Genomic DNA, 14,029 nt, shown 5'->3' with positions numbered 1-14,029 from the left:
GCGCGATTTGCTATGCTGCGCGGCCTTTTTTTCCGAAAGCCTGAAGCCCGATGATCGAGACCAATCCGATCCATGCGCGCATCGCCGACCTGAAGCAGCGCGTGGCGTCGCTTAGGGGGTATCTTTGACTTCGAGACGAAGTCCGAACGTCTCGAAGAAGTCACCCGCGAACTCGAACACCCCGACGTCTGGGACAACCCGCAGCGCGCGCAGGACCTGGGCAAGGAACGTGCGCAGCTCGAGCGCATCGTCGGCGGCATCCGCCGCCTGACCGAAGGCCTCGCCGAAGCCGGCGATCTGCTCGATCTGGCCGCCGCGGAGAGCGACGAGGGCACCGCGCAGGCGGTCGCCGACGATGTCGACAAGCTCGCTAGGGAAGTCGACCAGCTCGAATTCCAGCGCATGTTCGCCGGCGAGATGGACGGCGCCAACGCGTTCGTCGACATCCAGGCCGGCGCCGGCGGCACCGAGGCGCAGGACTGGGCCGAGATGCTGCTGCGCATGTACCTGCGCTGGGCCGAGGCGCGCGGCTGGAAGACCGAGCTGCTGGAAGCCTCGGCCGGCGAAGTCGCCGGCATCAAGAGCGCCACGTTCCGCGTCGAGGGCGACCACGCCTACGGCTGGCTGAAGACCGAGATCGGCGTGCACCGCCTGGTGCGCAAGTCGCCGTTCGACTCGGACAACCGCCGCCACACCAGCTTCACCTCGGTGTTCGTCTCGCCGGAAGTGGACGACGACATCGACATCGAGATCAATCCGGCCGACCTCAAGACCGACGTCTACCGCTCGTCCGGCGCCGGCGGCCAGCACGTCAACAAGACCGAATCGGCGGTGCGCATCACGCACGTGCCGAGCGGCGTCGTGGTCGCCTGCCAGACCGAACGCTCGCAGCACGCCAACCGCGACCGCGCGATGAAGATGCTGAAGGCGAAGCTGTACGAGCTGGAGATCCAGAAGCGCAACGCCGAGAAGGACGCGCTCGAGGCGACCAAGTCCGACATCGGCTGGGGCAGTCAGATCCGCAACTACGTGCTCGACCAGTCGCGCATCAAGGACCTGCGCACCGGTATCGAGCGCACCGACACGCAGAAGGTGCTCGACGGCGACATCGACGAGTTCGTCGAGGCGAGCCTGAAGGCCGGCCTCGAAGCCGGAGCCAAGCGCGCCGATGCGTAGCGCGCGGCCGCTGCCGTGCGTACGCCGCGCCGGGTCCTGCGCGTGAGCGCGTCGGCGGGCGGCTCCGCGCGTGCGTTCGGCGCCGTCGGCCTCGCCGGCGTCGCCGCGTTCGCGCTGGTCTGCGGCGCGGTGCAGGTCCTGCGCACCGACCTGAGCTGGTCGGCCGCGCCGCTGAGCTACTACCTGACCGGTACCTACGGCGACGGCGTGATCGCGTCCTACCTCGCACTCTCCGTCGCACTAGCGGCGATCGGCCTGGGCTTCCGCCGCGCGCTGCGCGGGCGGGCGCGCAGCGCGGCGCCGCTGCTGCTTTTCCTGGTCGCGGCGTTCGCGCTCGCGCTGACCGCGCTCAGCGAGAAGGCGAAGGCGTCCGACGCCGGCGGCGGCTGGGCGCTGGTGCACCTGCTCGCCGCGCAGACGACGTTCCTGTGCGTCACCGTCGCGATGCTGCTGCAATCCTGGCGCTGGCGCGGCGACGGGCTGTGGCGCCGGTACTCATCGCGCGGGCTGGCGCTCGCCGCGCTCGCGTTCGCCGCGTTGTGGCTGCACGCGCTCATGCGCGGCCTGCCGCGCGGCACCAGCCAGAAGGCGGTGATCGTGCTGATCCTCGCCTGGCTCGCCTGGGCCTCGTTCCGCCTGTGGCGGACGTCCTCCTCTTCCTCATTGCGCTGACTGCGACTTCCGAACATGACCGAAGCTGCCGATTCCCTGCCCGTCGACGAAAACCGCCTGATCGCCGAACGCCGCGAGAAACTGCGCGCGCTGCGCGCGCAGGGCATCGCGTTTCCGAACGACTTCGCGCCGGACGCCTTCGCCGGCGACCTGCAGGCGGAGTTCGACGGCAGGACGGCCGAGGAGGTCGAGGCGGTGGCGCGCACCGTGAAGGTCGCTGGCCGCATGCTGCTCAAGCGCGGCCAGGGCAAGGTCAGCTTCGTGCAGATCCAGGACATGACCGGGCGCATCCAGCTGTTCGTCCAGGCCAACGTCGTGGGCGAGGTCTACGAGGCGTTCAAGTCGTGGGACATCGGCGACATCGTCGGCGCCGAAGGGCCGCTGATGCGCACCAAGACCGGCGAGCTCAGCGTCAAGGTGGAGAAGCTGCGCCTGCTGACCAAGTCGCTGCGCCCGCTGCCCGACAAGTGGCACGGCATGGCGGACATCGAGCAACGCTACCGCCGCCGCTACGTCGACCTGATCGTCACGCCGGAGTCGCGGCGCGTGTTCGAGCTGCGCTCGAAGATCGTGCGCCACCTGCGCAACTTCCTCGATGCGCGCCGCTTCCTGGAGGTGGAGACGCCGATGATGCACGTGATCCCCGGCGGCGCCACCGCGCGGCCGTTCGTCACGCATCACAACGCGCTCGACATCGACCTGTACCTGCGCGTCGCGCCGGAGCTGTACCTCAAGCGCCTGACCGTCGGCGGCTTCGACCGCGTCTACGAGATCAACCGCAATTTCCGCAACGAGGGCGTGTCGACGCGGCACAACCCCGAATTCACGATGCTCGAGCTGTACCAGGCCTACGCGACCTACGTCGAGATCATGGACATCACCGAGGAGATGATCCGCAGCGCGGCGAGCGAAGTCGTCGGCCGCACCGCGCTGACCTGGGAGGGGCGCGAGATCGACGTCGGCCCGGCGTTCCGGCGCTGGAAGATGGAAGACGCCGTGCTCGAGCACAACCGGCAGATCTCGCGCGACGACCTGCGCGATCGCGACCGGCTGGCCGCGCACGCGCAGGCGCTCGGCGTGCCGGTGAAGCCGTCCTACGGCTGGGGCAAGATCCTGCTGGAGATCTTCGAGAAGACGGTCGAGGGCACGCTGGTCCAGCCGACCTTCATCACGACCTATCCGACCGAGGTCTCGCCGCTGTCGCGCGCGAACGACGAGGATGCGCAGGTCACCGACCGCTTCGAGCTGTTCGTCGGCGGCAAGGAGATCGCCAACGGCTTCTCCGAACTCAACGACCCGGAGGACCAGGCCGAGCGCTTCCGCGCGCAGGTCGACGCCAAGGATTCCGGCGACGACGAGGCGATGCATTTCGACGCCGACTACATCCGCGCGCTGGAGGTCGGCCTGCCGCCGACCGGCGGGCTGGGCGTCGGCATCGACCGCCTCGTCATGCTGCTGGTGGACGTGCCGTCGATCCGCGACGTGCTGCTGTTTCCGTACATGCGTCCGGAGAGTTGAGCGGCGTGCGTCTCACTACGCGACGCGGCGAATGCAACTTGGTGTGACGGCCGCGTAGTATGCGGCGATTGTGCTAGCCTATTCGGAGAAGCATGCGCTTCTGTCCGCGCCGGTGCGGTCGTCGTCTCGAAGACCAGCGGACGACAGGGCCGCATCCGCGATCAATCAACGGACTGCTTCGAAGGAATGGGAACGGGACCGGCCTGAACCAGACCGCGGAGTGTTCGCGTGAATGTCCTCATCGTCGATGACCAGCCTTCCGCCCGCACGATGCTGCGGCATGTCGTCGAGGCGATCGGTCCCGGCGTGCGCGCGGCGGACTTCGGCAGCCCGGTCGAGGCGCTGCGCTGGTCCGAGGGCAACGTCACCGACCTGGTCCTGCTCGACTTCCGCATGCCGGAGATGGACGGTCTGGAGTTCGCGCGCCGCTTCCGCCGCTCATTGTCACGTCGTGACGTTCCGATCGTGCTGATCAGCGTGGTCGGCGACGAGCCGGTGCGCCAGGCGGCGCTGGAGGCCGGGGTCATCGACTTCCTGGTCAAGCCGGTCCGCCCGCGCGAACTGCGCACCCGCTGCAAGAACCTGCTGCAGATGCGCCAGCAGGGCGAATCGGTGAAGGAGCGCGCGCGCTCCCTGGAGAGCCGCGTGCTCGAGGGGCTGCACGAGGTCGAGCAGCGCGAGCGCGAGACCCTTTACCGGCTGGCCAAGGCAATCGAGTACCGCGACCTCGGCACCGGCATCCATCTGCTGCGCATGTCGCACTACGCCGAGGTCATCGCCGAGGCGCTGGGCATGCCGGACGAGGAAACCAAGATCCTCACCTCGGCCGCGCCGCTGCACGACATCGGCAAGATCGGCATTCCCGACGCGGTCCTGCTCAAGCGCGGCAGCCTGACCGACGAGGAATTCGCGGTCATGCGCCGGCACCCGCTGATCGGCTACGAGATCCTGCGCGACAGCCGCAGCCGCTTCGTGCAGATGGGCGCGCTGATCGCGCTGCGCCATCACGAGCGCTGGGACGGCAGCGGCTATCCGGACGGCCTGAAAGGCGACGCGATCCCGCTGCCGGCGCGCATCGTCGCCGTCGCCGACGTGTTCGACGCGTTGACCTCGGTGCGGCCGTACAAGCCCGCCTGGAGCCCGGACGAGGCGCTGAGCTACCTGAAGGCGCACAGTGGCACGCTTTTTGATCCTGCCTGTGTCGACGTGGTCATCGGCCAGCAGGCTCGTTTCCTCGAGATTCTGCACGCCAAGCTGGCGCCGCACGACCTCGGCGTGTGACACGCGACCGGGGCCGTTTCATGGGTGAGGACGCATGAGTGGATTGCTGACCATCGTGAAGTCGCGCCTGTCGAACCGCCCCGACAGCGAGCACCAGCAGGCGATCGTGCGGCTGGTGATCGTCAGCCTGTTCCTGATCTATCTCTTCTGCCTGCTGTCGGTCGCCGACGTGCACACCGAGGTGGTCGAGAACGCGTTCACCTACGTGCTCGTGGACGGCGCGGTCGGCGCCGTGCTGATCACCTGGCTGCTGCTGCGGCCGGGCGTTTCGCACGTGCGCCGCGGCATCGGCATGATGTCCGACTACGCCGCGATGGGCGCGGTGATGTCGCTGTCGGGCCAGGAGCTGGCGCCGCTGTACGTGATCTTCCTGTGGGTCACGATCGGCAACGGCCTGCGCTATGGCACCCGCTACCTGCTCGCCGCGGTGGCGCTGGCGGCCGCCTCGTTCCTGTGCGTGATCCTGACCACGCCGTTCTGGCAGGAGAACCAGACGCTGTCCTGGAGCCTGCTCGGCGGCCTGATCGCGATCCCGCTGTACCTGACCTCGCTGCTGCGCGCGCTGACGCGCGCGACCGAGGAGGCGCGCCGCGCGAACGAGGCCAAGAGCCGCTTCCTGGCCAACATGAGCCACGAGTTCCGCACGCCGCTGAACGGCATCGTCGGCATGTCCGAGCTGCTGTCCACGACCCGCCTCAGCAGCGAGCAGCGCGAATGCGCGGACGTGATCCAGACCTCGGCCAAGGCGCTGCTGGCGCTGGTCGAGGACGTGCTCGACATCTCGGCGATCGAAGTCGGCAAGATGAAGCGGGCGGAGGCCGACTTCCGCGTGTCCGACACGCTGAAGGGCATCCAGATCATGCTGGCGCCTATCGCGCACGACAAGGGCATCGCCTTCGAGGTGCGCACCGGCCGCAGCGTGCCGGCGCTGCTGCACGGCGACAACGACCACCTGCGGCAGATCCTCGTCAATCTCGTCTCCAACGCGATCAAGTTCACCGAGCGTGGCAGCGTGGTGGTGACGGTCGACCGCATCAACGTCGGCGCGGACCCGCTGGCGACGCTGCGGTTCTCGGTGCGCGACACCGGCATCGGCATTCCGCTCGAGGCGCAGAAGCGCATCTTCGGCGCCTTCGAGCAGTCCGAGAGCGGCCACGGGCGCCGCTTCGGCGGCACCGGGCTGGGCACGACGATCGCCAAGTCGCTGACCGAACTGCTCGGCGGCCGCATCGGTTTCGAGAGCGTCGAACACCAGGGTTCGCACTTCTGGGCCGAGATCCCGTTCCGCGTCGTGCAGGCCGAGGATGCGCAGAAGGCCGCGCGCGCGAACGAGAACGTCATCGCCTTCGACGATCCGTTCGTCCGCCATCGCGCCCGCGTGCAGCCGCTGAAGCTGCTGATCGCCGACGACCAGCCGGTCAACATCACCGTGCTGCACCGCCTGCTGGAGAAGGCCGGCCACTCCGCCACCACGGTGCGCAGCGGCGAGGAAGTGCTGACGGCGATCGAGAGCGAGCGCTTCGACGCGGTCATCATCGACCTGCACATGCCCGGCATCAGCGGCCTGGACGTGCTCAAGCAGGTGCGCGTGATGGAGGCGGGCAGGGACCTGACGCCGTTCATCGTGCTCAGCGCGGATGCCACCGCGACGACAATCCGCGAATGCGAGCAGGCCGGCGCGCGCGCGTTCCTGACCAAACCGGTCGCCTCCAAGCGCCTGCTCGAGACGCTCGCCGACGTGGCGCTGGCCAAGGGCGACGGCGAGGCAAAGCCGATGCGCGGGCCGGCCAGGGCGGAATCCGCCGTGGCGGATGCGCCGGGCGACGACGCGCCGATTTCGCACGTGGTTCTCGAGGAACTGGCCGAACTGCAGCTGGGCGAGGGCTTCGTCGAGCTGTTCGTCGACGAGTGCCTGCGCGACGCGGTGAAGACCATCGGCGAACTGGAGCGCAGCGGCGCCGCTGCGCAATGGGACCTGTTCCGCGACCAGTGCCACGCGCTCAAGGGCATCGCCAGCAACATGGGCGCCCTGCAGCTGGCCGCCGCGACCTCGGAAGCCATGCGGCTCGGCAACTGGCAGTTGCCGAGCGAATGGCGTGGGCGCGTGCGTCAGCTGCGCGAGAAGCTCGAGAAGGCGCGCGCGGCGGTGAAGGCCAAGCTGGCGCCGGGGAAGCGCGACAGCGAGCCGGACCTCGGCTGAGCCGGTCCGGCCCGCCGACGCGGGCGTCCGCTCAGACCGCCGCGGATTGCGCCGTGGCGGCGAACGAGGGCACCGCTCTCGTCGCGTCGGGCTGACTCGTGGTCGGCCGCTTTTCCTGCGCGCGCACCAGGCGCTCCATCGTCCGCAGCGACTTGTCGCCCAGCTGAATGGCCGTGTCGACCCACACCTCGGTGACCTGCATCAGCTCGTTCAGGCTGATCGGACGGCAGATCTCGCGGACGCGGTTCATCGCGCTACGCGCGTGCGGGATGCGGGCGGCGCGGCGGACGTGTTCGTTCACGGCGGCGACGCCTTCGCCGCGCGGCACCAGCACGTCGACGACGCCGAGCTTGTACAGCTCGTCGGTCGAGTAGACCGTGCCGTTGAGCATCATCTCCTCGGCCAGCTTCGGGCTGACGCGCTGGCAGAGGAACGAATAGGCGCCCATGCCGGGGAACAGGTCGAACAGGACTTCAGGAAGCCCCATGCCCACGCCGCTCTCGGCGATGATGGTCTGGCACGACAGCGCCGCCTCGAAGCCGCCGCCGAGCGCGTCGCCCTGCACCAGGGCGATGCTGTAGGCGTTGCGGTTCAGATGGGCGTGGAAGCCGTAGACACCCTCCACGCACTGGCGCGCGTAGGCGAGCAGGTGTTCGCGGTTGCGCGCGCGGATCAGGCGGCAGAACAGATCGAGGTCGCCGCCGTGGTTGAAGACGTCGGCGTCGGAAGCGAGCACGATGTTTGCAAGGCGCGTGTCCGCGTTCGCCGCGCACAGCGTCAGGCGGTCGGAGACCGATTTCTGGAATTCGCGGATTTCCTTGATCAGCTGCGGGCTGAAACAGGCCCGGTAGCCGCTGTTTGGAACGCGATTTGCATGCATGAAGCACCAGTAGGTGTTGGCTACCGGGTCTTCGATGGTACGGAGCAGACGATAGTCGTTATTGCGACGCAGGATTTCAACGGCGGTCATGGCATTACCCTCAGGACAGGACGCCGCTCTTCGATCGCTGGCCGAGCGGCAAACGCTCTGCACCCCTCCAGTGCCCCCCGAGGACGTGGGGCGATCCAAGCCAGTTTATCGCAAGTTCAGTTTCCTATTGACAGATCGTTGACGCGGAAGTAATCGAACCGGACAGGAAGCGGATCCGGACAGATCGCAGTCGGGGAAGGGAAGAAGATGACGAATGATTCCAATCGGGGTCCCAGCAGGCCGGCGCGCATGCCGATTCGCTCGGCCATCCTGATGAGCCGGGGCGGCAATGCCTGGAGCAGCGAGGTGGAGAACATCTCGGCGACCGGCGTGCTGGCCAGGCGGCCGGAGGGCTGGAGCGGGCAGATCGGCGACCGCTACGTGCTCGACATGCTGATCGGCGACACGCTCGACATCCACGTCGAGGCGCGCCTGGCGCGCATCACCGACGACCAGCTCGGCTTCGCCTACGAGCGCATCCCGGAGGACCGGGAAGCCATGCTGTGGAACCTGCTCGGCGACTACGCCGACCGGCTGGAGCCCTATTCGGCCGGCTGAGGCGGCGGCCCGGGCCGCCGCCGCGATTCCTCACGCGGACGTGGCGGCCGGCGCGGGCGAGTCGCGCAGTTCGCGGCGCAGGATCTTGCCGACGTTGGTCTTGGGCAGCGACTCGCGGAACTCGATCGCCTTCGGCAGCTTGTAGCCGGTCAGGTTCGCCTTGCAGTGCTCGCGGATCATCTCGGCGGTGAGGGCGGGGTCCTTCCTGACCACGACCAGCTTGACCGCTTCGCCGGACTTCTCGTCCGGGATGCCGACCGCGGCCACTTCGAGCACGCCCGGCATCTGCGCCACCACGTCCTCGACCTCGTTCGGATAGACGTTGAATCCCGACACCAGGATCATGTCCTTCTTGCGGTCGACGATGTAGACGAAGCCCTTCTCGTCGATGCGCGCGATGTCGCCGGTGCGCAGCCAGCCGTCGTCCGAGAGCACCTTCGCCGTTTCCTCCGGGCGCTTCCAGTAGCCCTTCATGACCTGCGGTCCGCTCACGCACAGCTCGCCGGTTTGGCCGGCCGGCATGACCTTGCCGTCGTCGTCGCGGATCGACACGTCCGTGGACGGGATCGGCAGTCCGATCGAGCCGTTGTACTCGGGGATGTCCAGCGGATTGATGCAGACGGCGGGGCAGGTCTCGGTGAGACCGTAGGCCTCGGCCAGGGTGGAGCCGGTGACCTTCTTCCAGCGTTCGGCGACCGCGCGCTGCACCGCCATGCCTCCGCCGAGCGTGAGATGCAGCTGCGAGAAGTCCACCTGGTCGAAGCCGGGCGTGTTGAGCAATCCGGCGAACAGCGTGTTGACGCCGGTCAGCGCGGTGAAGCGCGCCGAGCGGATCGCGCTGACGAAGGCCGGCATGTCGCGCGGATTGGTGATCAGATGGTTGTAGCCGCCGACGCGGGCGAAGACGAGGAAGTTCGCCGTCAGCGCGAAGATGTGGTACAGCGGCAGCGCGGTGACGACGACCTCCTCGCCCTCGCGCATGTTCGGGCTGATCCAGGCGAACGCCTGCAGCATGTTCGACACCATGTTGCGATGGGTCAGCATCGCGCCCTTGGCGACGCCGGTGGTGCCGCCGGTGTACTGCAGGAAGGCGAGGTCGTCGGGCCCGATGTCGGTGCGCGGCAGGCTGCTGCGCGCGCCGCGCTTGAGCGCGTCGTTGAAGCGGATCTCGTGCGGGATCGAATACGCCGGCACCATCTTCTTCACGTGGCGCACGACGAGATTGGTGATCAGCGATTTCGGAAAGCCGAGCAGGTCGCCGATGCCGGTGGTGATGACGTGCTTGCAGGCCGTTCCCGGAGCGACTTCGGCGACGGTCCTGGCGAAGTTGTCGAGCACGACGATCGCGCTGGCGCCGGAGTCATCCAGCTGATGCTTCAGCTCGCGCGCCGTGTACATCGGATTGGTGTTGACGACGGTCAGCCCGGCGCGCAGCACGCCCATGATCGCGATCGGGTACTGCAGCACGTTCGGCATCATCAGCGCGACGCGGTCGCCCTTGGCGAGCTTGAGGTCGTTGCGCAGGAACGCGGCGAACTGTGCGCTCAGCCGGTCGAGTTCGTCGTAGGTGATCGACTTGCCCATGTTCGTGAACGCGGGCCGGTGGCGGAAGCGGTCGCAGCTTTCCTCCAGCAGGGCGGCGACGGAGCGGTACTGGCTCGGGTCGATCTGGGCGGGGACGCCCTTCGGGTAACTGGCCAGCCAGGGACGTTCGTCGATCGTCATGCTCTCCCCCATAATGGATGTTCGCGTCAAGCCGGTCATTCGCCGTACGGCGGGGTTTGGAGCGATTGCAGCACATCGCCGGAAGCAGCGGCAAGCGGCATTGCAGCGACGTGACAAAGGCTACGGAGCGATTTCCCGATGCGCATGGTGATGACGTTCGTGCTGGTGTGGTCGCTCGCCTCGTGCGCCGCCCGCGTGCCGGATGCCGAAGCGATCCGCGCCGCGATCGGCGAGATGGCCGCCGCCGCGGAAGCCCGTCGCACCGGCGACGTGCTCGAACGCATCGCCGCCGACTTCACCGGCAACGACGGCGAGTTCGACCGCGCCGGCCTGGAGCGCCTGCTGCGCGCCCGCGTGCTGGCGGCGCAGTCCGCCGGCGTGTCGATCGGCCGCGTCGAGGTCGAACTCGACGGCGACCGCGCCGTCGCGCGTTTCGAAATGACGCTGACCGACGGGTCGGGCCGCTGGCTGCCCGACCGCCGCTTCGTGCTCGACGTGACCACCGGCTGGCGCCGCGAAGGGCGCGACTGGCTCTGCTACAACGCGAGTTGGTCGAGCGACGCGCGCTGAGCGATGCCCCCAGGCATCGCTGCGCGTCGCGAGGGCGAGGCAGGAGCCGAGCGGGTGCGCACCATGGAGGGTTGCTTGGCTCAGCTCGCAAAACGCGCAGACGCGCCCACCGCTCACGCTGAGTGACATCGCAGCCACCCAACTCGACGTCATTCCCGCGCACGCGGGAATCCATTCTGCTCTTGCAGCCCGTCAAGCCAATGGATTCCCGCTTGCGCGGGAATGACGGCCGAAGGGCGGTGCGCAGCTCCCGTCCGCGTCGGCAGCGAATGCCGGAAACAGAAACGGCGCGGTTCCCCGCGCCGTTTCGTTTCCTGCCGGCGGTGACGACGGCGCTTACGCCGCCTTCTTCCCGGCCAGCTGGCGCAGCACGTACTGCAGGATGCCGCCGTGGCGGAAGAACTCGCGTTCCTTCGGCGTCAGCAGCAGTACCTTGACCTTGAAGGTCTTCTTGGTGCCGTCGGCGGCGGTCGCGGTGACCTCGGCTTCCTTCGACTCGCCGTCGTGCAGGCCGGTGATGTCGAAGGTCTCCTTGCCGGTGAGTCCCAGGGTCTGCGCGTTCTGGCCGTCCTCGAACTGGCACGGCAGCACGCCCATGCCGACCAGGTTCGAGCGGTGGATGCGCTCGAAGCTCTCGGCGATGACCGCCTTCACGCCGAGCAGCAGGGTGCCCTTGGCGGCCCAGTCGCGCGACGAGCCGGTGCCGTACTCCTTGCCGGCGAGCACGACCAGCGCAGTGCCGTCCGCCTTGTACTTCATCGCCGCGTCGTAGATCGCCATCTGCTCGCCGCTGGGCACGTGCAGCGTGTAGCCGCCCTCGACGCCGGCCAGCATCAGGTTCTTGATGCGGATGTTGGCGAAGGTGCCGCGCACCATCACGTCGTCGTTGCCGCGGCGCGAGCCGTAGGAGTTGAAGTCCTTCGGCTGCACGCCCTTGTCGATCAGGTAGCGTCCGGCCGGGGAATCCTTCTTGATCGAACCGGCCGGCGAGATGTGGTCGGTGGTGATCGAGTCGCCGAACAGGCCGAGCACGCGCGCGCCGTGGATGTCGTCGATCGTGCCGGCGTTGGCGCTCATGCCGTCGAAGTAGGGCGGATTCTTGATGTAGGTCGAGTCGTCCCAGGCGTAGCGCGCGCCGTCCGGCGAGGCGATCGAGTTCCAACGGCTGTCGCCCTTGAACACGTCGGCGTAGTTCTTCTCGAACATGGCCGGATTGATGGCGCCGGCGATGGTGTCGGAGATCTCCTGGTTGCTCGGCCAGATGTCCTTCAGATAGACCGGCTGGCCGTCGCTGCCGGTGCCGATCGGGTCGGTCTCGAGGTTGATGTCGAGCGTGCCGGCCAGCGCGTAGGCGACCACCAGCGGAGGCGAGGCGAGGTAGTTCATCTTCACCTCGGGGTGCACGCGGCCCTCGAAGTTGCGGTTGCCCGACAGCACCGAGGCGACGGCCAGGTCGGCTTCGGCGATGCCCTTGCTGATCTCGGCCGGCAGCGGGCCGGAGTTGCCGATGCAGGTGGTGCAGCCGTAGCCGACGATGTAGAAGCCGACCTTCTCCAGCTCCTTCAGCAGGCCGGTCTTCTCGAGGTAGTCGGTGACGACCAGCGAGCCCGGGCCGAGCGAGGGCTTCACCCACGGCTTGGAGGTCAGGCCGCGCGCGGCGGCCTTCTTCGCCAGCAGGCCGGCGGCGAGCATCACGGCCGGGTTGGAGGTGTTCGTGCACGAGGTGATCGCGGCGATCACCACGCTGCCGTCGCGCAGCGTGAAGGTGCAGCCGTCCTTCTCGACGCGCACGCCGCCGTTGGTCAGGTCGTTGGCCGGGTTGCCGATCGCCGCGGCGCCACCCTCGTTGGCGAAACCGGCGACGTCGACGTCGCGCGGCTTGCGCGTGGCGGTCAGCACCGCCAGCGCGTCGGCGTAGCTGCGGCGCACGTCGCCGAGCAGGACGCGGTCCTGCGGCCGCTTGGGGCCGGCCAGCGACGGCTTCACCTCGGCCAGGTTCAGCTCCAGCGTGGCGGAGAAGTCCGCGTGCGGGGTGGCGTCGTCGTGCCACAGGCCCTGCGCCTTCGCGTAGGCCTCGACCAGGCGGATCTGCGCTTCCTCGCGGCCGGACAGGCGCAGGTAGTTCAGCGCTTCCTGGTCGATCGGGAAGATGCCGCAGGTCGCGCCGTATTCCGGCGCCATGTTGGCGATCGTGGCGCGGTCGGCCAGCGGCAGGTGCTTGAGGCCGTCGCCGTAGAACTCGACGAACTTGCCGACCACGCCGAGCTTGCGCAGCATCTGCGTCACGGTCAGCACCAGGTCGGTGGCGGTCACGCCCTCGGGCAGCCTGCCGCTGAGCTTGAAGCCGACCACCTGCGGAATGAGCATCGACGACGGCTGGCCGAGCATCGCGGCCTCCGCCTCGATGCCGCCGACGCCCCAGCCGAGCACGCCCAGGCCGTTGATCATCGTGGTGTGCGAGTCGGTGCCGAACACGGTGTCCGGGTAGGCCCAGGTCGTGCCGTCCTTCTCGGCCGTGAACACCACGCGCGCCAGATGCTCGAGGTTGACCTGGTGCACGATGCCGGTGCGCGGCGGCACCACCTTGAAGTTGTTGAACGCCTTCTGGCCCCAGCGCAGGAACGCGTAGCGCTCCTGGTTGCGCTCGAACTCGATCTCGACGTTGGTCTCCAGCGCGGATTCGGAACCGAACGCGTCGACCTGCACCGAGTGGTCGATCACCAGCTCGGCCGGCGCCAGCGGATTGATGCGGGTGGCGTCGCCGCCGAGCTTGACCACCGCGTCGCGCATCGCGGCCAGGTCGACCACGCAGGGCACGCCGGTGAAGTCCTGCAGCACCACGCGCGCCGGCATGAAGGAGATCTCGGTGTCGGGTTCCTTCGTCGCGTCCCAGTTGGCGACCGCCTCGATCTCCTTGGCGGTCACGTTGACGCCGTCCTCGTGGCGCAGCAGGTTTTCGAGCAGGATCTTCATCGAATACGGCAGGCGCTTCAGGTCGAAGCGCTGGCCGAGCTTGGTGAGGCTCGAAAACGTGTAGCGCTGGCCGTTGACCTCGAAAACGTCCCTGGTCGAGAACGTGTCTGTCATGTACTGGATCTCCGTGCTGGCATTCGCTCGCGGCCGCGGCGGCTCCGCGGGATGCGATCCGCGGACGCGGATCGGCGATTGGGTCCGCCATTATCGCGCAAACCGTTTCCGCACTGCGACATCGGCCGCGGCGGGCGTTCACGAACGGGAGCGGCGGCGGCGTCCGCGCCATGGCGTATCATGGCCGCGTTTCGCACGGGGTTCGCCCGTCCTGCCGCGCAGACGGCGGGACCGGCCGCACGACCGGCGTTCCCGCCGCGACCGGATCGGCG

The 14,029-nt window shown here is 68.3% G+C and carries 10 protein-coding genes; 7 read left to right on the top strand and 3 right to left on the bottom strand.

All coding sequences use genetic code 11. The features are described 5' to 3' along the window. Positions 1–50 precede the first annotated feature (50 nt). The 5 genes from prfB to ACFO6Q_RS08980 all read left to right on the top strand — a co-directional run bounded on the left by prfB (position 51) and on the right by ACFO6Q_RS08980 (position 6,847). Positions 51–1,176, top strand: a protein-coding gene (gene prfB / locus ACFO6Q_RS09000; RefSeq protein ID WP_380020315.1) for a peptide chain release factor 2 whose coding sequence is annotated in 2 segments (ribosomal slippage) — positions 51–125 and positions 127–1,176 — 1,125 coding nt in all. Because the reading frame shifts where the segments join, the coding sequence is not laid out codon by codon here. Positions 1,177–1,218: 42 nt separating this feature from the next. Continuing rightward, positions 1,219–1,848 carry a DUF998 domain-containing protein gene (locus ACFO6Q_RS08995; protein WP_380020314.1) on the top strand — a complete coding sequence of 210 codons (630 nt, stop codon included), beginning with the start codon at positions 1,219–1,221 and terminating at the stop codon, positions 1,846–1,848. A gap of 15 nt (positions 1,849–1,863) precedes the next feature. Continuing rightward, the gene (gene lysS, locus ACFO6Q_RS08990; RefSeq protein ID WP_380020313.1) at positions 1,864–3,366 is read left to right on the top strand and encodes a lysine--tRNA ligase; all 1,503 of its coding nucleotides are present in this window, start codon (positions 1,864–1,866) and stop codon (positions 3,364–3,366) included. A gap of 228 nt (positions 3,367–3,594) precedes the next feature. Further along, positions 3,595–4,647 carry an HD-GYP domain-containing protein gene (locus ACFO6Q_RS08985; protein WP_380020312.1) on the top strand — a complete coding sequence of 351 codons (1,053 nt, stop codon included), beginning with the start codon at positions 3,595–3,597 and terminating at the stop codon, positions 4,645–4,647. Between the two features lie 34 nt (positions 4,648–4,681). Then, positions 4,682–6,847 (top strand): ATP-binding protein, encoded by a 2,166-nt coding sequence (locus ACFO6Q_RS08980; RefSeq protein ID WP_380020310.1) that lies wholly within the window; start codon positions 4,682–4,684, stop codon positions 6,845–6,847. 31 nt (positions 6,848–6,878) lie between these two features. Here ACFO6Q_RS08980 and ACFO6Q_RS08975 read toward each other — a convergent pair whose 3' ends face one another. Further along, positions 6,879–7,817: a crotonase/enoyl-CoA hydratase family protein gene (locus ACFO6Q_RS08975; RefSeq protein ID WP_380020309.1), complete on the bottom strand. Its 939-nt coding sequence runs from the start codon at positions 7,815–7,817 to the stop codon at positions 6,879–6,881. 249 nt (positions 7,818–8,066) lie between these two features. Here ACFO6Q_RS08975 and ACFO6Q_RS08970 point away from each other — a divergent pair, with 249 nt between their 5' ends. Next, positions 8,067–8,375 (top strand): PilZ domain-containing protein, encoded by a 309-nt coding sequence (locus ACFO6Q_RS08970; RefSeq protein WP_380020308.1) that lies wholly within the window; start codon positions 8,067–8,069, stop codon positions 8,373–8,375. A gap of 30 nt (positions 8,376–8,405) precedes the next feature. On the opposite strand, the gene ACFO6Q_RS08965 is transcribed toward ACFO6Q_RS08970, so the two are convergent. Continuing rightward, positions 8,406–10,100 (bottom strand): long-chain-fatty-acid--CoA ligase, encoded by a 1,695-nt coding sequence (locus ACFO6Q_RS08965; protein ID WP_380020307.1) that lies wholly within the window; start codon positions 10,098–10,100, stop codon positions 8,406–8,408. A 138-nt stretch (positions 10,101–10,238) separates the two neighbouring features. Between ACFO6Q_RS08965 and ACFO6Q_RS08960 the strand changes: the two genes are divergently transcribed. Continuing rightward, positions 10,239–10,670 carry a nuclear transport factor 2 family protein gene (locus ACFO6Q_RS08960; RefSeq protein ID WP_380020306.1) on the top strand — a complete coding sequence of 144 codons (432 nt, stop codon included), beginning with the start codon at positions 10,239–10,241 and terminating at the stop codon, positions 10,668–10,670. Between the two features lie 336 nt (positions 10,671–11,006). On the opposite strand, the gene acnA is transcribed toward ACFO6Q_RS08960, so the two are convergent. Next, the gene (gene acnA, locus ACFO6Q_RS08955) at positions 11,007–13,757 is read right to left on the bottom strand and encodes an aconitate hydratase AcnA (protein ID WP_380020305.1); all 2,751 of its coding nucleotides are present in this window, start codon (positions 13,755–13,757) and stop codon (positions 11,007–11,009) included. Positions 13,758–14,029: the final 272 nt, after the last annotated feature.

It is taken from the genome of Dokdonella ginsengisoli, assembly GCF_042652785.1.
GTDB lineage: Bacteria > Pseudomonadota > Gammaproteobacteria > Xanthomonadales > Rhodanobacteraceae > Dokdonella_A > Dokdonella_A ginsengisoli.
This window is presented reverse-complemented; position numbering and strand designations above follow the sequence as displayed.

Coding starts and splice junctions, on each gene's coding strand:
- lysS (WP_380020313.1), top strand. CDS start 1,864: ATGACCGAAGCTGCCGATTCCCTGCCCGTCGACGAAAACCGCCTGATC.
- ACFO6Q_RS08980 (WP_380020310.1), top strand. CDS start 4,682: ATGAGTGGATTGCTGACCATCGTGAAGTCGCGCCTGTCGAACCGCCCC.
- ACFO6Q_RS08975 (WP_380020309.1), bottom strand. CDS start 7,817: ATGACCGCCGTTGAAATCCTGCGTCGCAATAACGACTATCGTCTGCTC.
- ACFO6Q_RS08970 (WP_380020308.1), top strand. CDS start 8,067: ATGCCGATTCGCTCGGCCATCCTGATGAGCCGGGGCGGCAATGCCTGG.
- ACFO6Q_RS08965 (WP_380020307.1), bottom strand. CDS start 10,100: ATGACGATCGACGAACGTCCCTGGCTGGCCAGTTACCCGAAGGGCGTC.
- ACFO6Q_RS08960 (WP_380020306.1), top strand. CDS start 10,239: ATGCGCATGGTGATGACGTTCGTGCTGGTGTGGTCGCTCGCCTCGTGC.
- acnA (WP_380020305.1), bottom strand. CDS start 13,757: ATGACAGACACGTTCTCGACCAGGGACGTTTTCGAGGTCAACGGCCAG.